An 18,314-nucleotide genomic window follows, 5' to 3' on the forward strand; every position below is an offset into this window, starting at 1 on the left:
CGCACGACGGCGGAGCTCAAGCGGGTATCGGGAAGGCCGTGCCATGACTCGATCCTTTCATGAAATCGAGCCTCTACTGAAACCGGGGCGGTTCAGTCTCGGGCCGCGCTCAGTTCCTGGAGGGCTTTGGGCGGAGTGTGGGGATTGGCGGCCAGGGCTTGCCAGACGAAAGGGTAAGGACACTGCGCGAGACGTTGCAGGACAAAGCTGTCTCTCTCGTTATGCGCCAGTGCGAGGCAGTCGGCAGGCGTGGGCACGAGGATGGCCTCTCAAGATGGTCGAAGCCGTCATCCTGCCACTGCACCTTCGCTGTAACGGGCTCCGGGCCGGTCATGCCCTACCTGCCTTGACCATCACTTACGGGACAGCTCTTACCTGCACCGGATCGCGACAGCCGTGATCCGGTGGCGCCGCGACCCGACCGAAACGGCGCCCAAACGCCGGAAGAGTTCGCCGAGCACGGATGCGGACTGCGTCTCATCACGCTCCGCGTGGCGCCCTGCCACCCTTTGTCTCAAATGACACATCAACACCGGACAATCATCTTTTAATGCACCCATGAAAAAATAAATGGCCTGAACCCACCCCCTCTTCCGGGTGGGTCGTGATAGGAAGGTGAAGAAACGTTCACTCAGGGGAGGGTTAATGCACACAAACCCGAGACTCGCAGGTCTACGAATCGGCTCGGTAAGCGGAATCATTGCTGCCACATGTTTCGCAATGGCACCGGTAGCGAACGCTGCGGAGGCGAGCGCGACAACCGACTCCGGAATAGTTCAGCCCTACAACTGGACCAGCAAGCTGGGGGATGTTCTAACTGGCTTCCAGTCGCACACATGGGTAGACGAGGCCTATTCCGAGGTCAGATTCAAGGGTTGCGACACCAGCAGTTCTTCGATGTCTGAAAGCACCGCTGTCGACCTCCGCTGGAGACGCAGCCTGCAGCCGGATACATCATGGGGAACCAAGGTGTTCACCAACTGCTTCAAGGGGGAAGACAGTATCAGCGCTGGAGAATGGACTGGCCTTTCCTACGGCGATCACTTCTTCCAGATCAAGTACATAAATGGCAGCGATTTCGGGAATAGCCTTTCCGCAAGGGTAGTCGCCATAGATACGACCAAGGCTGACTAAGCAAAATATTCAGTACTTCTGCAGGGCGCCCGAGGGTCGGGCGCCCTGCAGACAAATACTCCACCTATCGAAAGACTTCATGAACCTCACCCGACGGCTTCGCGCCAGCAGCACGCTCTGGGCATTCCCCATAGCCATCGGCTTGATCCTCTTGTATTTTTTCAAGAGTTTCGCAATCGACTACAGGGTTCCCGACCACCAACCCAAGTACGCACCATCCGTCACATCATCCGTACTGTTGTCGTTCTACGCGCTCTCTTACGCGGTCTCCTCCTCGCTCTCTGCCTGGGAAAGTGGAAGACTGAAAGCAAATCATGTTTGGGAACTCGCACCATCGCGCTCCCGCATCGGGATCGCTTTCCAAGCTCTAGTGCCAACGGTAGCCCTCGCCTGGCTAATGCTTGTGGTTCCCGTTGTGATGGCGCTGGCAATGACGGAGACGGCTCCAACCTTCGGAATCCTTCCCTTGCTCGCAATGGCTTTGTTCGTAGCAGCAGCACATTCCGTAGTGGGATTTGGAATAGGCCTGTACGTATCACGCCTCATTGCAGCTCCAATCCTTGCCGTGGGCGTCTTTTTCTTTGTTTCAGCCTCTTGGTCCTACGAACCATTCTGGATTCGCCACATATCAGGCCAATTCCCCGTGGACCTGATGTTCGCAGAAACTGCAAGCATTTCCTCGCTCGCACCTCATATCCTTTTCATCGGCTCCTTTGCTATCGGGGTGGCGATACTTTCCATTCCGTCACACGGCAGGCTATCCCGCTTCTCCATTCCCGCCCTAGCTTGCTTCGTTTCAATTTTTGGATTGCTGGCTCCCTACTCTATGACTAAAAACTGGGGTCCTGTTCCACCTCTGTCAGTCGGCAACGTCACAATGAAATGCTCCGGACAATCTCCGGAGGTATGTTTGCCCGCCGGCACTGATACTAAAGTCGCTGTAGTGCAGGACCAAGTGGCAGATGTCCTTAAGAAATTGGAGAGCGCTGGGATAGTTTTCGATCCGCCCCGAAGCGTGATCGACAGCATGGCGAACCGCCGCTACCCGATTGCCTCCACCCGTTCGCACTGGCAACTTCCCTTGATCGCCAGCCAGCACGATGGCACCACTCGACTCCAGGTTGTTCAAAAAGCCACTGAGCCTCCCTGCCGGAAGCCATCCTTCAGCATCCGGGCCCGAGGCCTCGTGCTGTGGTCGGCAGAGATTGTCGGGCAGAAAGATAGCTACCTGCGCCAGCGGAACTTGGAACTGAGCAATTTCAGGAATCGCGAAGAAATCATATCCATGGAGAAGGACCGCGTAGCTGAAATCCACACGATGCCTTTTGCAGACCAGCTGGATTGGTACAAGGAAGAGCGCAAGCGAGCTTGCGACCCGAAGCAAGACTCGGGAGTAAATTGATGTGGTGGTGGATCAAGTGTCGCCGCGCGCACACGCTTATGCCATCTGCGCTCATCTGCTACCTTCTGATCATAGCAATCATGCAGGGGCAGACGATCTCTTTGCCTTCCGTACTCTCCGGGGCAAGCAATAGTTTTCTGTTCACGCTAATCGCCCCAATTCCGCTATGTGCAGCTTTGACGGAATCGCTGGATTCTCGCATGTCTCCACCAGAAGCGAGCGGCCTGCGGAATATTTCCCTTCTTGATGCAGGACTGTCTCTGCTATCTGCAGGTATCGCAGCGGCCTCGGCGCTGGGTATGAGCGTAGCGCTGGATGCGCCCTCGGTAAGCGCAGTCGGGCGCAACGTGGCCTTCCTGATCGGCCTCACGCTGCTCTCTCGCAGCGTGGTTGGACGACCAGCAGCCATGGTGCCCGTGGCATGGATCTTCTGCGTTGTATTTTTCGGGTACAAAAATTCTCAGCAATCCTATTTTTGGGCCATCCTTCCCGAGGGTTCCAACGATCCGTACGCTGCCGCAGCGGCAGCCATCGCGCTCTCAGCGGGTCTTGCCGCTCAGATCTTCTGGCCACCGCACTCGAACGAGACGACGGGAGAAGCATGGAACTGACTATGAGTCATTGCACTTACGGCTACCGACCTTGGTCCAAGCCCGTGATAGAAAACCTCAATTACGAATTCCCCAAGGGGACAAACATTCTCCTGGGCCCCAACGGGGCTGGAAAATCTACCTTCCTCAAACTTGCCGCGTCTGTAATTTACCCACGGGAGGGAACCGTCAAGTTTGGCGAAATTTCTTCTCGCGAGCGAGCCTATCGCAGCAAGGTGGCGTGGATGCCGCAGCGAATTGTTGCCATGTCTGCACTCACTGCACGTGAGCAAGTCGCCTACGTAGGATGGCTCAAAGGAATGAATCGACGCGACGCGTGGGATTCTTCGATCAGCGCGTTGTCCCGGGTAGACCTCAAAGAGCAAGCAGACACAAAATCAGCACGTCTTTCCGGGGGACAGCTGCGCCGAGTTGGCGTCGCATCCGCGCTGGTGCACGATGCCAGCATTCTGCTCCTTGATGAGCCCACTGCTGGAATGGACCCGCGTCAACGAAGGATCTTCCGGAGTCTCATCCGCCCCTTGGCAGACGAGAAGGATATACTAATTTCCACACATGACGTGTCCGATCTGGCTGAAGAAGCTGATCACGTGACATTGCTGGATGCCGGAAGAATCACGTTCACGGGAAGTACTGAAGATTTCCTGTCGCACGCACCCGAAAATGTCGCCTCCGGCAGGAGGGCGGAAGCTGCGTACACCGCGCTGGGCGAGGGAGAGCGCGGAAAAGCGTGAGGGCTTTCCCGCAATCCCTGGCGGGTCAGAACGCCTGCCAGGAATTACGGCAGCTCTTGGCTTCGATTCCCCGTGACGGTCTGCCGGCGGAGCCAGTGGGCCTTTTCGCGTTCCACTGAAGTTGCCCGCTTTGGATTCGTCCAGCAATGGGCATCGGGCAGGAGCCCCCACCTCGACCTCCCGCCACCTGGTCCGCGTTCGTCACGTACGCGCGTCAGGGCTGACCGCACCAGGTCAGCCCCCGTTCGGCCGGTCCCGCACCGGGTCGCGACAGCCGCGACCCGGTGCACCGCGACCCGGGTGACCGCGGCGCGGCGGGCCTCGACGTAAAAAGGCTTTTAAAGGCTTTGGGAAGAAGGAACTTCCCCAACCCAACCCTTCCCCCAGCCACGCACAGGCGCCCGTCACTCGCACGGGTGAGGTTCGCCAACTGGGCTAGGTTTCGGGGCTATTCGCTGGCATATGCTCGCCGCGACAACCCCCAGACATGCGTCGGCCCCCGGCCGGGACTGCAACTCCCACCCGAGGGCCTGACCACCAAGGAAGTTAGGGCTTCCCGATGGATACGCAGCAGGTTAGCGCGCCCCCGCGCGCCCCGTCTCCCGTTCGCGGTGGCGCCGCACCGACGTCCGGTGTCAGGCACATCAACTCCCGGCACACCAGCCGCTTCACCGTCATCGGCAACCACCTCGCCCAGCACCGTGAGCTCTCGCTGCTCGCGATCGGGCTCTCGACGTACATCCAGTCGCTTCCCGCCGGGGCGCGGATCGGCATCAAGACGCTTTCCGAGCGGTTTCCCGACAGCGAGGCCCGTATCGCCGCCGCGTTACGCGAACTGGAGGCGCACGGCTACCTGAGCCGCACCCGCGAGCGGCTGCCCAACGGCCGTGTCGTCACGCGTACTTGCTCCTACAACCAGCCGAACGGCACCCCGCAGCGGCACCCGGCTCCTGCCATGGCCCCGGCTCCGAAGCCCAAGCCACGCCACCAGCCACCCGCACCTGCACCCGCACCCGCACCCGCACCCGCACCCGCACCCAAGGCCGCAACGCCCACGCCCACACCCCTGCCCCCGCCGCTCCCCCAGCCCCGCAACCCGCTCCCTCAGTACCTCCGCGCCGCCACCGCGCTGCTCACCGATCTCCACCGGCACTCGGCCGCGATCACGCTCACCGAGAAGGACGTCGTCCTGCTCGCCCCCGCCGCCGCGACCTGGTTCGAGCGGGGTGCCACGCCCGCCGCTCTCCGGCATGCCCTCACCGACGACCTGCCCCAGCCCCTCAAGCGGCCCGCCAAGCTCCTCCGGTACCGGCTCACCGCTCTCGTCCCGCCCCCGCCGACCCCGGATCACCCCACCGTCCACTTCCAGAACTGCGACCGCTGCGACCGGGCCTTCCGCTCCGCCACCCCGGGCAACTGCCCCGGCTGCTCGGCCGACGACGCCCCCGCACGGTTCCCCGTCCCGGGCGGATGATCACTGCCCCCGGGCCACCCCGCACATGTCCGCACCGATATTCGCTGGATCCGGCGGGAGTGCGTTGTTACGGTGCTCGCACCTCCACCACGGTGCCGACCGTCGGTGACCTATGGGCGTTCGCCCTGGAAAGCAGTTGATGTATGCCCCGGCCAGTAGTTCCGAGCCTCCCTCGCCGCGCCTTCATCCGCGCCGGGGCGACCGGAGCCACGTGCACGCGCACGCCCGCGGCATCGCACTGACCCGCACGACCTGACCGGTACGCGCGTCCTTTCCGTCAGTACGTGATCCCCGGCCGCCGCCTCATGCCTCTTCGGCCGCCGCCCCCGAGGGCCGCTCGGTACTTCCCTGCTGCATTGCTCATCCTCTTCGGCAAGGAGAAACCCGGGTGTCCACCGACAACCCCAAGCACCGTACGACCAAGTCCTCCCATCACGGCCCCAGCGCTTATCTGAGGACCGACACCTTCACCTGCCTGTGGTGCGGGCTGACCATCGCCACGCTCGCGCCCGACGGCAGCCGTCGCAACCACTGCCCCAGCTGCCTGCACTCGAAGCACTGCCTCGACCACGTCGAGGGCGGTCCGTCCGACTGCGGGTCACGTATGACCCCGATCTCCATCGCGGTACTCCGCACCGGTGACTGGATGGTCATCCACCGCTGCACCCGCTGCGACGAGCTGACCTCGAACCCGGTCTGCGGGGACGACAACCAGCTGATCCTGATGCGGATGGCTGTCCGCCCGCTGGCCCAACCACCCTTCCCGCTCGAAGCGTTCGGTGATCTGTGACCAGCCGGAAACGACCGAGGAACGGACGGAGGACCCACCATGCCACGACGTGGACCCCGGCGGTCGTCGTACCGCCCGCAGAGACGGAAGGACGTCCTGCACGGGCCGGGCGGCACCCGTGGCGACGCGTTCCGTTGCGCCGGCTGTCGGCTCGACGTACCGCTGACCGCCCCGGGCACCACCCATCGCAACCACTGCCCGCACTGCCTGACCAGCCTGCACGTCGATCTGCGGATTCCGGGCGACCGGGCCGCCGACTGCCGCGGGCGGATGACGGCGCTCAGCCTGTCCGTCCGGCAGGACGGGGAATGGACACTCATCCATGAGTGCCTGACCTGCGGTGAGCTCAGTGCCAACCGCATCGCGGGGGACGACAACGCCCTCGCTCTGATGCGCATGGCCGTACGCCCCCTGTCGGACACTCTCGTCCCCGCACGGGCGCTGCTCATGCTGTGACGCGGACGCCGCCTCTGCCCGAGCCACCCGGCTCGGGCAGAGGCGTCCGGTCCCGCCCGGCGTCCGTCCCGCCCCGCTCGCGTCTCCGCCGACCGGCGAAGTCCCTATCCTGAGCGGATGATCACTGCTCCCGAACTCGTCATATTCGACTGCGACGGCGTACTCGTCGACAGCGAACGGATCGCCGTACGCATCCAGGTCCAGGTGGGCGCCGAGCTGGGATGGCCGCTGACGGCGGAGGAGGTCGTCGAGAAGTTCGTGGGGCGGTCGAACAAGTCCATCGGCGAGCTGGTCGACGCCCGGCTGCCCGGCGCCTCCGCCGCCTGGCAGAAGCGCTTCGAGGACCTCCACCGCGATGCCGTCGAGACCGAACTCGTCGCGGTGGAGGGCATCCACGAAGCGCTGGCCGCCCTCACGCTCCCCACTTGCGTGGCGTCCAGCGGCAGCCACGAGAAGATGCGCCACACCCTGGGCCACACCGGGCTCCACGCGCACTTCGAGGGACGCATCTTCAGCGCCACCGAGGTCGCACGTGGAAAGCCCGCCCCCGATCTCTTTCTGCATGCGGCCCGGCGGATGGGTGTCGATCCCGCCGACTGTGTGGTCGTCGAGGACAGCAAGTACGGGGTGCAGGCCGCCCGTTCAGCCGGGATGCGGGCATTCGGCTTCGCGGGCGGACTGACTCCGGCGCACTGGCTGGAAGGTCCGGACACCGTGGTCTTCGACGACATGCGCAAGTTGCCGTCGCTGCTGTCCGGGAGCTGATGACTCGCGGGGCTTCAGGCCGTCACCACTCGTCGCGGCCGATCACCCGGAAGCTGCCCGCGACGCCGTTGCGGATGAACCCGCCGCCATGGACGTCGGGGGTCACGACCCCGTAGGTGCTGCCCCAGGGGCCGACCGTGGCGACCGGAGCACCGCCGTCACAGGCGAACCCCCGGAAGACCTCGACCGCGTGCCGGCTGTTGTTGGTGATGCTGAAGCTGCTCGATCCCAGGCCGCTGGCCGCGGGGACGCAGCCCCCCGGATAGGCGGAGTACTCCCGTTCGTTGAAGAAGATCTTCTCCTCCTTCCGGTCGTAGCCGCGGTCGCGTCCGCCCCGGCCGCCGCCCTCGTCGCCGTACCCGCCCCGGCCGCCGCCCTCGTCGCCGTACCCGCCCCGGCCGCCGCCCTCGTCGCCGTACCCGCCCCGGCCGCCGCCCTCGTCGTCGCGCCCGCCGCGGTCGGAGCCCTCGCGGTCGGAGCCGCCGCGGTCGCCACCCTCGCGGTCGCCGCCCTGGTCTCCCTGGTCCGCCTTGTTCCCCTCGTCCGCCTTGCCCTCCGTTCCGCTTCCGCTTCCGCTGTCGTTGCCGAGGGGGGCCGGTGCAGGGGCGGCCTGTGCGGGTGGGGCGGCCCGGTGGACGGGCTGCTCGGCCCGCGCGGCGGCCGGTTCGGCCTGGGTGGATCCATCAGTCGCATAGGTGATGCCGGTGGCAAGGGCCGCTGCGCCGACTACGGCGGCTGCCACGGCGAAGGTACGCGAAGGCATGTCACTTCTCTCCGTCTCAGAGACGTCGGCCGGACGGCCAACCTGCGGCGAACGTACCGACGGGCCCCATACCTGTCATTTCGGGCAAGCCCAGGGCGTGACGCCACAGGACCGGTCGGGTACAAAGAAGGCATTCCACGCATATCCATACCGCTGCCGTTGCCGATGCCGATGCCGATGCCGATGCCACTGTCCAGTAGCTGAGCGTTCCGGACCCGGGCCGCGTGCCAGTGGTCGCGGACCAGCCGGACAGTGCGGCGACGGGCCCCCGAAATTCACGAGGCGGGACCCGGTCGGCCGGGTCCCGCCTCGCGGCACTTCCGCAAACCTCTGCTCAAGGGTGAGCCGGCTACTTCACGAAACGCCAGGTGATGTCGATCGAACTCTGGTCGAGGGAGGCGAGCGCACTGTATGCGCCCGGCGTCAGATCGAGGCCATACCTGCCCGCACCCGGGCTCTGGTCAACGACCGTCGCGGTTATGGACTTTCCGTTGTGCGTGATCTCGACCTGCTTCCCGCAGGAGGGAGACGGGTATCCGGATTCGAACATGCTGGAGTCGAGCGCAACAGCGAAATCACTGTCCGTGACCACGATGCCGCACGCCGTCAGTCCGGCCTGGTAGTACGTCGCGTCTCCGTGGTAGCCGCTCGACGGCGGCTCTGCGGGCGGCCCCGATGTCCGGCCCGGCTCCGGGGGTGTCACCTTGCCCTGATCTGGGGGCGGCGTCGTCGTCTGGCCCGGCTCCGGGGGCGGCATCGTTGTCTGGCCCGGCTCCGGGGGCGGCATCGTCCCACTGGGTTCCGGGGCGAGAGTGGAACGGGGCGACTCGGTCAGGCTGGGGGCGGGGTCCTCCGGTTGCCCTGAAGCGCTCGACGCCGGGACGGGGATGTCGGTGTCCTCCGAGGCGGAGGCGGTGGCGACGATCACGGCGGCGGAGCCGACGGCCAGTAATGCGGCCGCCGCGATTTTGGCGATCTTTGCTCTCAACGTTCCCTCTCTGAATGTCACATTCCGAACGGCGCGCATGCGAAGCATTCGTGGCGGGGGGTGCCATGAAGTTTCCTCGCGACCACGCCCCAGCGATCGTCGGCCCACGGGGGCCGACGATCGCGGCGGGCCCCATGATGACCAATCCCGCTGATGCTCCACTGACGTCCGGTGTCGCCCGCTGACGTCCGGTGTCGCCCGCTGACGTCCGCTGACGTCCGGGCGCGGGCTACTTGCCCAGCACCGCCTTCATCACGCTCTTCGCGATCGGCGCACCCAGCCGGCCACCGGAGATGTCGGACCGGGAGATGTCCATGGCCGTCGGGTCGATGAACACCGCGACCGCCACCGACTTCCCGCCGGACTTGCCGTACGAGACGAACCAGCCGTACGGCACCTCGTCGTTCACATTCACACCGCGCTGCGCCGTGCCGGTCTTGCCGCCGACCGTGACGCCGTCGATCAGGGCGCGCTGCGCGCTGCCCTCCTTGGCGGTGAACTCCATCATTTCCTGGACCTTCTTCGCCGTCTCCTCGGAAACGGCCTGGCTCTTGAGCTTCGGCTCGTTCTTCTCCAGGACCGACAGGTCGGGGCCACGCAGTTCGTCCACGATGTACGGCTGCATCAGCTTGCCGTCGTTGGCGAGCGCGGCCGTCACCATCGCCATCTGCATGGGCGTGCTGGTGAGGCTGCCCTGCCCCATGCCCGTCAGCGCGGTCCCGGGCTTGTCGAGCTCGCTCGGGTAGAGGCTCTTGGTGGCGAGCATGTCGCCGAACTCGTCGGAGTAGACATCGGCGTTGAAGCCGAACTTCTCCGCGGTCTCCCGCATCTTCTCGGCGCCGACCTTGGACGCCGCGTCGAGGAAGACGTTGTTGCAGGAGTACTGCATCGCGGTCTTCATGGACGCCTTGTTGCACACCGCGTCGCCCGCCTCGCTGCCGATCTTGTTCCTGGAGAGCGGCAGGGGGTACGGGGAGACCGCGTCGGACCGGGCGTCGACATCGGTGACCACGCCGTTCTCCAGGGCCGCGGCCGCCGTGAGGATCTTGAACGTCGAGCCGGGCGGGAAGGTCTCCCGCAGCGGGCGGTTGGCCAGCGGCTTGCTCTTGTCCTTCACGAGCGCCTGGAACTTGTCCCCCTCCTTGAACGAGTTCCCGGCGAAGCCGGACGGGTCGTACGAGGGTGTGGAGACCAGGGCCAGGACCTTCCCGGTCTCCGGTTCCAGCGCGACGACCGCGCCGCGCGCGCCGAGGTCGGTCAGCCCCTTGTAGCCGGCCTTCTGCGCCTTCGGGTCGATCGTGGTGATCACATCGCCGCCGCGCCGCGGCTCGCCGGTGATGACGTCCTTGGCGTGCCGGAAGGCGAAGCGGTCGTCCTGGCCGCTGAGGATGCTGTCGTACGTCTTCTCCAGGAGGGACATGCCCTGCGACTGGGAGGCGTATCCGGTGACGGGGGCGTACATCGGGCCCTGCTTGAAGGTCCGCTTGTACTTGAAGTCCGTTCCGTCGACCGCCTTGGAACCGGTGATCGCGTCGCTGCCCACGACGATGTCGCCGCGCGGGGTGGCGAACTGGGTGATCTTGACCCGGCGGTTCTTCTCATGAGTGGCCAGGGGCTCGCTCTGGAAGTACTGGAGCCAGTTCGCCCGCAGCAGCAGTGCCATCACCAGCAGTCCGCAGAATATGGCTATGCGCCGCAGCGGCCTGTTCATCCTGATCCACTCCCGTAACTCATCTGCTCACGTGCTCACCAGCGATTCTGTCCTAACTCGTAAAGATGCTGATTCCGGGCGGATGGTTGCGCCCGCAACCATCCGGGGGTGCGGAGGTTCAGAGTTTCAGAGGTACTGGGCGTAGGCGTCTAGCGCCCGCAGCACTTCCGGCTCGCCCGCCGGGGGCAGTTGCAGGACGATCTCCTCGATGCCCAGGTCCGCGTAGTGCGCCAGCTTGCCCGCGCTCGGGAGGACGGCGTACGGGACGATCTGGAGGTGCTTGGGGTCGCGGCCCGCCGCGTCCCAGGCCGCGCGGAGCTTCGGGACGGACTCGGTCAAACCCCGGCCGCCGATGGGGAGCCAGCCGTCGGCGTACTCGGCGATGTGGGCGAACAGCTTCGGGCCGGCCGCGCCGCCGATCAGGGTGCGGGGGCCGTTCACCGGACCGCGCGGCTCCTGGACCGGTTTCGGGTACGCGTGGCTGGCCCGGACCGAGCCGAACTCGCCCTTGTACGCGGTCGGTTCGTCCGCCCACAGGGCGCGCATCTGGGCCATCCGGTCGCGGACCAGGTCGCGGCGGGACGGCCAGTCGACGCCGTGGTCGGCGGCCTCCTCGACGTTCCAGCCGTAGCCGACCCCCAGGGTGAAACGGCCGCCGGAGAGGTGGTCGAGGGTGGCGATCTGCTTGGCCAGGTCGATCGGGTCGTGCTGGGCGACGAGCGTGATGCCGGTGCCCAGAGTCAGGCGTTCGGTGACGGCGGCGGCCTGGGCGAGGGCGACGAAGGGGTCGAGGGTGCGGCCGTACTCGGGCGGGAGTTCGCCACCCGCCGGGTAGGGGGTGTCCCTGCTCACCGGGATATGGGTGTGCTCGGGCAGGTAGAGCCCGCCGAAACCGCGCTGTTCGAGTTCGCGGGCGAGCCGCAGCGGCGTGATCGTCTCATCGGTGAGGAAGATCGTTGTGGCGATCCGCATGTGAGGACACCTCCGTCGTGATCCGGTGAGGGACGAGAACCCAACGTAAGCCGTGCGGTGGGGAAAGCCGAGCTTCCGGACTTCCGGGCTTCCCTGCTTCGGGAAGGGACGGAAGGCGAGGAGTCGGTGGGCCGGTCCGGTCAGGTCCACCGGCGTTCTTCCGTGGTTCACCGCCGGCCGCCAGGGTGTCAGGAGCGTGTCATTCCTCGCCAGCCGCGACACCCACGACACCCGGGGAGCCCCTCTCATGTCCGGATCGCACTCCGCTCACGGCCACCCGATGGCCAGGCGCGGCCTTCTCGTCGGTACGGCCGCCACCGCTCTAACGTTGGGCACTGTGAGCTTCGCCGACGCCACCACCGCCTCGAACGAAGGCAACGAGGACACCAGGACCGTGCGCGGCACCCTGCCGACCGGATCGCCGGACTTCGTGTACCTGCCGGTCGAAGTACCGCGCGGAGTACAGGAGATCGCCGTCTCCTACACGTACGAGAAAACCCCCGTACCGGCCGGGACGCAGGGCAACGCCCTCGACATCGGCATCTTCGACGAACACGGCACCGAACTCGGCGGCCGCGGGTTCCGGGGGTGGTCCGGCGGGGCGCGCGGAAGCTTCTTCATCCGGGCGGACGAGGCGACGCCCGGCTACATCGCGGGGCCGGTGCGGGCCGGTACGTGGCACATCGCGCTCGGCCCCTACACCGTGGCACCCGAGGGGCTGCCGTACGAGGTGACGGTCACCCTGCGGTTCGGGCCCGCCGGATCCACGCCGGCGCCTGTGTATCCGCCGGAGCGCGCGAAGGGGCGCGGGCGGGCCTGGTACCGGGGCGACTGCCATCTGCACTCCGTGCACTCGGACGGCAGGCGCTCCCCCGCCGAGATCGCCACCGCCGCACGCGCGGCCGGGCTCGACTTCATCAACAGCAGCGAGCACAACACGTACTCCGCGCACGGGGCGTGGGGCGGGCTGTGGGGCGAGGACCTGCTCGTCCTCACCGGCGAGGAGATCACCACCCGCAACGGGCACGTGCTCGCGGTGGCCACCGATCCGGGCACGTTCGTGGACTGGCGCTACCGGGCCCGCGACAACCGGTTCGGGCACTACGCGAAGGCCGTGCGCCGGGCCGGCGGTCTGGTGGTGCCCGCCCATCCGCACGCCACCTGCATCGGCTGCCACTGGAAGTTCGGCTTCGGCGAGGCGGACGCGGTGGAGGTGTGGAACGGGGCGTACACCCCGGACGACGAGATCGCCCTCGCCGAATGGGACAACTCCCTGGTTGACGCCGCCCGTTGGTCGAAGCCGTGGGTCGCAGCGATGGGCAACAGCGACGCGCACCGGGAGCCGGACGTGGTGGGGCTGCCGCAGACCGTCGTCCTCGCCGACGAGCTGTCGCGCGAGGCGATCGTGGCGGGCATCCGGGCCGGCCACTCGTACATCGCGGAGTCTTCCGCCGTCACGCTCTCCTTCGGCGTCTCGGGCGGGCGCGGACAGCACGCGGGGATCGGTGAACGGCTGCGGGTGGACGGGGACCACACCCCGGTCACCGTGCGGCTGGAGGTGACCGGGGCACCCGGCTGCACCGCGCACTTCGTCACCGACCAGGGCACGCTGTTCACGGCCGGGCTGCCCGGGTCGGGCACGGGGGCGGTGGAATGGCGTACGACTCCGGCCTACGCGGCCTACGTACGGGCCGAGGTCCGGCATCCGGCGACGGTGCCAGGGCTGCCGGGGGCCATGGCGGCGCTCACCAATCCGGTGTTCCTGGAGGGGCGTCAGAGGCCCATGTGACCGCACGCCCCCGGCCTGGCTCCGGCTCCGGCGCTTTCGCCGCACGGAGACGGCGGGACGGGCGGGACGGGCGGGACGGGGAGGTCAGTACGCCGAGGCAGGCGATGACCAGTGCGATGCCGGTCCAGCCGAGGGCCGGCAGGTGTTCGCCCACGACCAGCACCGCGAAGACCGCCGCCACGGCGGGTTCCAGCAGGGACAGGGTCGTCGCGGTGCTGACGGGGATCCGGGACAGGCCGTAGCCGAACAGGACGTACCCGGTGAACATCGGCACCAGCGCCATGTAGATCCCGACGCCCGCGTTCGTCCAGGAGGCGACCAGCGGCGCCCCGGTGGCCAGCAGTACCGGCAGAAGCATCAGCCCGCCGAGGCCGAACACCGCACCCATGGCCGCCCGCGAGGTGACGCCCCGGACGATGAGGCGGTGCGCCGCCCACGCGTACACGGCGTACGTCAGTCCCGCGACCAGCCCGAGCAGCACACCGACGACGGTCTGCCCGGCGGAGCCGGTACCCGTTCCGGCACCGGCCTGCGCGGCCTCGGCCGCACAGAGCAGCACCGTGCCGGCCAGCCCCAGGGCGGCCCCCGCGAGCCATCGCCGGGACAGGGTCCGGCCGTCCGCGAACCGCTCGATCAGGGCCGATGCCAACGGGGCCGAGCCGATGGAGACGACCGTCCCGACCGCGACCCCGGCCAGATCCATGGAGGTGTAGAAGGCGAGCGGATACAGCGCCACGCCCGCTCCCCCGACGAGCACGATCCGCCACCGCGCCCTCAGCTCCGTGTGGGCCCCGGCGATGCGGCGCCCGGCCACCAGTGCCTGGAGCAGACCGCCCAGCCCCATCGCCGCCGCGCCGATCGCCAGTGGGCCCACCTCGGGCGCGAAGGTCGCGGCGGTGCCCGTGGTGCCCCAGAGCACCGAGGCCAGCAGGACCGCGAGTGTGCCGAGGCCAGGTCCGGCGGTGGGCCCGGCCGCCCCGGTCACAGGGCGCCCACCAGGGATGCCGCCAGGTCCCGGGCGCGCCGCATGCGCGTGCCGTCGCCTTCGAGGCCGGCGCGGACGATGGCCCCTTCGAGCAGGAAAGCCAGGTGCTCCGCCACGGACCGGGCCTGCTCGCCGCGGCCGGGCAGCAGTTCCTGGAGGTGGGCGGCGAGCAGGCCCTCGACCTGTTCCTTGTGGTGGCGGACGACGGTCCGGCCCTCGTGCCCGGTGGGCAGTTCGGCGGCCGCGTTGAGCAGGCCGCAGCCCCGGAAGCCGTGCTCGTAGGCGAAATCGGCATGGTCGGCGTAGGCGTCGAAGACGGCCAGCACGGCCTCCGCCGGGCCCTGTGCGTCGGCCAGGCGCCGCCGGTAGAGGTCGAGCCACTCCTCGTGCCTGGCCCGGAGGTAGGCACAGACCAGGTCGGCCTTGGAGTCGAAGTTGTTGTAGAGGCTCATCTTCGCGACGCCGGCCTCGGCCGTGATCGTGTCGATGCCCGTCGCCGCCACGCCGTCCGCGTAGAACCGGCGCGCGGCGGCGTCGAGGATCCGCCCGCGCGCCGCCCCGCGCCGCCGCTTCACCGGCTGCTTCTGCTCGGGCTTCGCCTCGCCCATACCACCCACCCCCTAATTAGGTAGGTCAGTCTACCTAACAGTGAGGGCGGCGGCATCCTCCGACCAGGGCGAGCCGATGCCGAGCCGACGCGCACAGGCCCGTCGCCGCACGAGCGCCAGGCCCGCGACCGCCGTGCCGAGCACCAGCCAGCCCACCGGCCCGGCGGCCATCACCACACCGGTCGGCAGCGGCGGCCCGGCGGACTTCTGAATGGACTGCGACATCCCAGCCAGCCCCAGATACGCGGCGCGGGCGTCCTGGGGCGCGAGCAGCACCGCGAGCTCCCACGAGCTCACCGACCGCATCAGCTCCACCTCGAACGGCAGGACGAAGACTGCCGGTGAAATAATCTCGATGCCAAGATACTTGATGACGAGATACTTGTGTACGGACCGGCTCCGGACGGGCTGCGGACCGGCGTCGGACCGGCTCCGGAACCCGTCCCGGTGCGCTTCGCGACCAGGGGCGTCACAGTGGAAGGAGAGCACCGGGCGGGGCTGCCGGAGGAGGTGTCCTAATGGACAGGACCGGCGACAACGGCGAACGAACGGGGCCGGCACCCTGCTTCGTCGTGCAGATCCATCAGGCGCGGCGCATGCACTTCGACTTCCGGCTGGAAGTCGGCGGCGTACTGAAGTCGTGGGCGGTGCCGCGCGGCCCTTCGGAGAACCCTCGGGTGCGACGGCTGGCCGTCCCCACCGAGGACCATCCGCTGGAGTACCGCACCTTCGAGGGCGTCATCGCGAAGGGCGAGTACGGCGACGACACGGTGATCGTCTGGGACCAGGGCACCTACCGGCCCCTCAGCCACGACCGGTGGGGGGCGCCCGTGCCGTTCGAGCAGTCCCTGGAGGACGGGCACGCCACGTTCTGGCTCGACGGGACCAAGCTGCAGGGCGAGTTCGCGCTCACCCGCTTCAAGGGCGGCGACGGGCCGGGCGAAGAGGTGTGGCTGCTGATCAAGGCCAAGGACGGACGGGCCACCCAGGAGAGCGCCGACCTGCCGGACCCGTACCTGGCACGCTCGGCCCGCACCGGCCGCACCCTGGCCCAGGTCTCGGCCGAGGAAGGCAGCGGGGCACAGTGACCGCCCGCGACACCGTGGACGCCCTGCTCGCCCGCTGCGGGACCACGTACGCGGCCGAAGCCGGAATCCGGCTGCGGAACACCCCCCAGCCGCTGTACCAACTCCTCGTCCTCAGCGATCTGCTGAGCGCACGCATCCGCGCCTCCGTGGCGGTGTCGGCGGCGCGTGCGCTGTTCGCCCACGGCATGCGCTCACCGCAACGGATGGCCGGGGCGACCTGGCAGCAGCGGGTGGACGCACTGGGCGAGGGCGGCTACCGGCGTTACGACGAGCGGACGGCGACCCAGCTCGGCGAGGGAGCGCAGCTTTTGCTGGCCGACTACGGCGGCGATCTACGGCGCCTGCGCGAGGAGGCCGACGGCGACCTGGACGCCCTGCGGGCCGGGCTGCGGCGCACCCCGGGAATCGGCCCGGCCGGAGCGGACATCTTCGTCCGCGAGGTGCAGGCGGTGTGGCCGGAGGTGGCCCCGTTCGTGGACGGGAAGGCCCTCCAGGGCGCCGAGCGGCTGGGGCTGCCCGCCTCCCCGGCGAAGCTGGTGGAACTGGCGGAGGCAGCGGAGGCGGCCGGGTCGGCGGACGGGCACGGGGTCGCCGTGCTCGCGGCGGCCCTGGTGCGCGCCGCACTCGACAAGCACGTCGTGGACGACGTCAGGTCTCATGCCTGAGGGCGGCTCTCACCCCTGAGAACCGCCCTTGGCCCAAGGCGCCGCTCCGGCGCCCCGGTCAGCCCAGCATGTCCTCGATGAGGTCGGCGGCCCGCGAGGTGCCGCCCTCCGCCCGCGCTTCGGCGCGGAGCGCCGCCGAGCGCCTGGCGACCTCCGGATCGGCGACCAGTTCGGTCAGGGCGGTCCGCAGGGCCGTTGCGGTGGCCTCGTCGGTGTCGCTGCGGCGGGCCACGCCCAGCTCGACGAGCCGGTCGGCGTTCATGAACTGGTCGGCGGCCTGGGGAACGGCGATCATCGGCGTGCCGGTGAACAGCCCTTCGCTGCTGCCGCCCATGCCCGCGTGGGTGACGAAGGCGTCGGCCTGTTCCAGGATCGCCAGCTGGGGCACCCAGGAGTGCACTTCCACATTGGCCGGGATGGCGCCGAGCGCCGCGGGGTCCGTGTACTTGCCGATCTGGAGCACGACGTGCCAGCCGGTCAGGTCGCCGTAGGCGGCCAGGCACTGGCGGTAGAACTCCGGCCGCTTCGTGAACGCCGAGCCCAGCGAGACCAGCAGCACGTTCTCGGCATCGGCGGGACGCGTCCACTCCCCCGTGTCCGCCCGGGTGCCGAAGCAGGGGCCGACGAAGGTGACCGTGCCGGTGTCGACCCGGTCGGCGTGCGGCTGCATCGCCTTCGGGATCAGCGCCAGGGACCGCGCGGGCGGCCCGCAGAAGGTCTCCACGTCGCCGGTGGTCGCCCCGCTGTCGGCGAGCCAGCGGGTGAACCTGGCCAGGTAGGCGTCGGCGCCCGGCAGCTGCCACAGAGCCGCGGCGACCTCCTGGTCGTACCCCTCCCAGCCCACATAGGTCGGGGACAGCTGCAGGAGGGGACGGTCCTGCGTCTCGCCGAGGACGCGCGCGGGGTAGGCGCCGATGTCGTAGAGATACAGGTCCGCGGGGTCGCGGTCGTAGACGGCGCGCAGCTGCGGGAGCGCCTGGACCGCGTCGTCGAGGAAGACGCCCATCGCGCCGATGGGGTCCTCGGGCCAGTCGTTGCCGGCGACCGGCAGCACGGAGCTGTAGGGGACGAACTCGGCGCCGGTGGCCTCGATCAGCCCGGCCACCGCGGGGTCGTTGGCGTAGGTCACCCGGTGGCCCCGGGTCACCAGCTCCCGGACGACCTCAAGGCTGGGCAGGACGTGGCTGACGGCGGGGATACCGACCATCGCGACATGGGCACGGCGACGTGAGGTGCGACGTGGCATGGAGGATCACTTCTTTTCAGATCTGCGGTGAATGGGACACAGCGATCCGGTGCGCCGGCCACGGGAGCGAAACACCGTGGGCGCACTCGGATGCGGCGGGACGGGGTACGTGCCCCGCCCCTGTGTCAGCCGT

At 68.0% G+C, this 18,314-nt stretch carries 19 protein-coding genes; 11 read left to right on the top strand and 8 right to left on the bottom strand.

Annotated elements, in window-relative coordinates:
• Nucleotides 1-720 precede the first annotated feature (720 nt).
• The 8 genes from ACIRJP_RS38105 to ACIRJP_RS38140 all read left to right on the top strand — a co-directional run bounded on the left by ACIRJP_RS38105 (nt 721) and on the right by ACIRJP_RS38140 (nt 7,366).
• Nucleotides 721-1,134, top strand: a complete 414-nt coding sequence (locus tag ACIRJP_RS38105) for a hypothetical protein (protein WP_404184852.1) — start codon at nt 721-723, stop codon at nt 1,132-1,134.
• A 79-nt stretch (nt 1,135-1,213) separates the two neighbouring features.
• On the top strand, nt 1,214-2,536 hold the full coding sequence (locus ACIRJP_RS38110; RefSeq protein ID WP_404184855.1) for a hypothetical protein: 1,323 nt from the start codon (nt 1,214-1,216) through the stop codon (nt 2,534-2,536).
• An 80-nt stretch (nt 2,537-2,616) separates the two neighbouring features.
• On the top strand, nt 2,617-3,147 hold the full coding sequence (locus ACIRJP_RS38115) for a hypothetical protein (RefSeq protein WP_404184858.1): 531 nt from the start codon (nt 2,617-2,619) through the stop codon (nt 3,145-3,147).
• Nucleotides 3,138-3,881, top strand: coding sequence for an ABC transporter ATP-binding protein (locus ACIRJP_RS38120; protein WP_404184861.1), 744 nt, complete (start codon nt 3,138-3,140; stop codon nt 3,879-3,881). Before ACIRJP_RS38115 ends, ACIRJP_RS38120 begins: the two co-directional genes overlap by 10 nt.
• A gap of 559 nt (nt 3,882-4,440) precedes the next feature.
• Entirely contained in the window at nt 4,441-5,355 is a 915-nt protein-coding gene (locus tag ACIRJP_RS38125; RefSeq protein WP_404184864.1) for a helix-turn-helix domain-containing protein, read from the top strand.
• Between the two features lie 388 nt (nt 5,356-5,743).
• A complete protein-coding gene (locus ACIRJP_RS38130) occupies nt 5,744-6,145 on the top strand; it encodes an RNHCP domain-containing protein (RefSeq protein ID WP_329816060.1) in 402 nt (133 codons plus the stop codon).
• 39 nt (nt 6,146-6,184) lie between these two features.
• Nucleotides 6,185-6,601 carry an RNHCP domain-containing protein gene (locus tag ACIRJP_RS38135; RefSeq protein ID WP_404184869.1) on the top strand — a complete coding sequence of 139 codons (417 nt, stop codon included), beginning with the start codon at nt 6,185-6,187 and terminating at the stop codon, nt 6,599-6,601.
• A gap of 117 nt (nt 6,602-6,718) precedes the next feature.
• Complete coding sequence (locus tag ACIRJP_RS38140) at nt 6,719-7,366, top strand: HAD family hydrolase (protein ID WP_404184873.1); 648 nt, start codon at nt 6,719-6,721, stop codon at nt 7,364-7,366.
• A 22-nt stretch (nt 7,367-7,388) separates the two neighbouring features.
• Here ACIRJP_RS38140 and ACIRJP_RS38145 read toward each other — a convergent pair whose 3' ends face one another.
• The 4 genes from ACIRJP_RS38145 to ACIRJP_RS38160 all read right to left on the bottom strand — a co-directional run bounded on the left by ACIRJP_RS38145 (nt 7,389) and on the right by ACIRJP_RS38160 (nt 11,800).
• On the bottom strand, nt 7,389-8,129 hold the full coding sequence (locus tag ACIRJP_RS38145; protein ID WP_404184876.1) for a hypothetical protein: 741 nt from the start codon (nt 8,127-8,129) through the stop codon (nt 7,389-7,391).
• Nucleotides 8,130-8,478: 349 nt separating this feature from the next.
• Nucleotides 8,479-9,117 carry a hypothetical protein gene (locus ACIRJP_RS38150; RefSeq protein ID WP_404184879.1) on the bottom strand — a complete coding sequence of 213 codons (639 nt, stop codon included), beginning with the start codon at nt 9,115-9,117 and terminating at the stop codon, nt 8,479-8,481.
• A 229-nt stretch (nt 9,118-9,346) separates the two neighbouring features.
• Nucleotides 9,347-10,828 (bottom strand): peptidoglycan D,D-transpeptidase FtsI family protein, encoded by a 1,482-nt coding sequence (locus tag ACIRJP_RS38155; protein ID WP_404184882.1) that lies wholly within the window; start codon nt 10,826-10,828, stop codon nt 9,347-9,349.
• A gap of 126 nt (nt 10,829-10,954) precedes the next feature.
• Entirely contained in the window at nt 10,955-11,800 is an 846-nt protein-coding gene (locus ACIRJP_RS38160) for an LLM class F420-dependent oxidoreductase (protein WP_404184885.1), read from the bottom strand.
• Between the two features lie 247 nt (nt 11,801-12,047).
• Between ACIRJP_RS38160 and ACIRJP_RS38165 the strand changes: the two genes are divergently transcribed.
• The gene (locus ACIRJP_RS38165; RefSeq protein WP_404184888.1) at nt 12,048-13,589 is read left to right on the top strand and encodes a CehA/McbA family metallohydrolase; all 1,542 of its coding nucleotides are present in this window, start codon (nt 12,048-12,050) and stop codon (nt 13,587-13,589) included.
• Here the strand turns inward: ACIRJP_RS38165 and ACIRJP_RS38170 are convergent.
• From ACIRJP_RS38170 to ACIRJP_RS38180, 3 genes are read right to left on the bottom strand one after another with little or no spacing between them, the layout of a single operon-like run.
• On the bottom strand, nt 13,546-14,574 hold the full coding sequence (locus ACIRJP_RS38170; RefSeq protein WP_404184891.1) for a DMT family transporter: 1,029 nt from the start codon (nt 14,572-14,574) through the stop codon (nt 13,546-13,548). The genes ACIRJP_RS38165 and ACIRJP_RS38170 overlap by 44 nt on opposite strands.
• The gene (locus ACIRJP_RS38175) at nt 14,571-15,182 is read right to left on the bottom strand and encodes a TetR/AcrR family transcriptional regulator (protein WP_404184894.1); all 612 of its coding nucleotides are present in this window, start codon (nt 15,180-15,182) and stop codon (nt 14,571-14,573) included. The genes ACIRJP_RS38170 and ACIRJP_RS38175 overlap by 4 nt, the downstream gene beginning before the upstream one ends.
• A gap of 30 nt (nt 15,183-15,212) precedes the next feature.
• Entirely contained in the window at nt 15,213-15,488 is a 276-nt protein-coding gene (locus ACIRJP_RS38180; RefSeq protein ID WP_404184897.1) for a hypothetical protein, read from the bottom strand.
• Between the two features lie 212 nt (nt 15,489-15,700).
• On the opposite strand from ACIRJP_RS38180, the gene ACIRJP_RS38185 reads away from it, so the two are divergent.
• Together ACIRJP_RS38185 and ACIRJP_RS38190 are read left to right on the top strand one after the other, a co-directional pair.
• On the top strand, nt 15,701-16,270 hold the full coding sequence (locus ACIRJP_RS38185) for a DNA polymerase ligase N-terminal domain-containing protein (RefSeq protein ID WP_404184900.1): 570 nt from the start codon (nt 15,701-15,703) through the stop codon (nt 16,268-16,270).
• The gene (locus ACIRJP_RS38190; RefSeq protein WP_404184903.1) at nt 16,267-16,935 is read left to right on the top strand and encodes an endonuclease; all 669 of its coding nucleotides are present in this window, start codon (nt 16,267-16,269) and stop codon (nt 16,933-16,935) included. The genes ACIRJP_RS38185 and ACIRJP_RS38190 overlap by 4 nt, the downstream gene beginning before the upstream one ends.
• 58 nt (nt 16,936-16,993) lie before the next feature.
• Here the strand turns inward: ACIRJP_RS38190 and ACIRJP_RS38195 are convergent, their stop codons facing one another.
• Nucleotides 16,994-18,181, bottom strand: a complete 1,188-nt coding sequence (locus ACIRJP_RS38195) for a macrolide family glycosyltransferase (protein ID WP_404184906.1) — start codon at nt 18,179-18,181, stop codon at nt 16,994-16,996.
• Nucleotides 18,182-18,314 lie beyond the last annotated feature (133 nt).

Origin of the sequence: Streptomyces sp. NPDC102437 (assembly GCF_044765565.1) — a bacterium.
Taxonomy (GTDB): domain Bacteria; phylum Actinomycetota; class Actinomycetes; order Streptomycetales; family Streptomycetaceae; genus Streptomyces.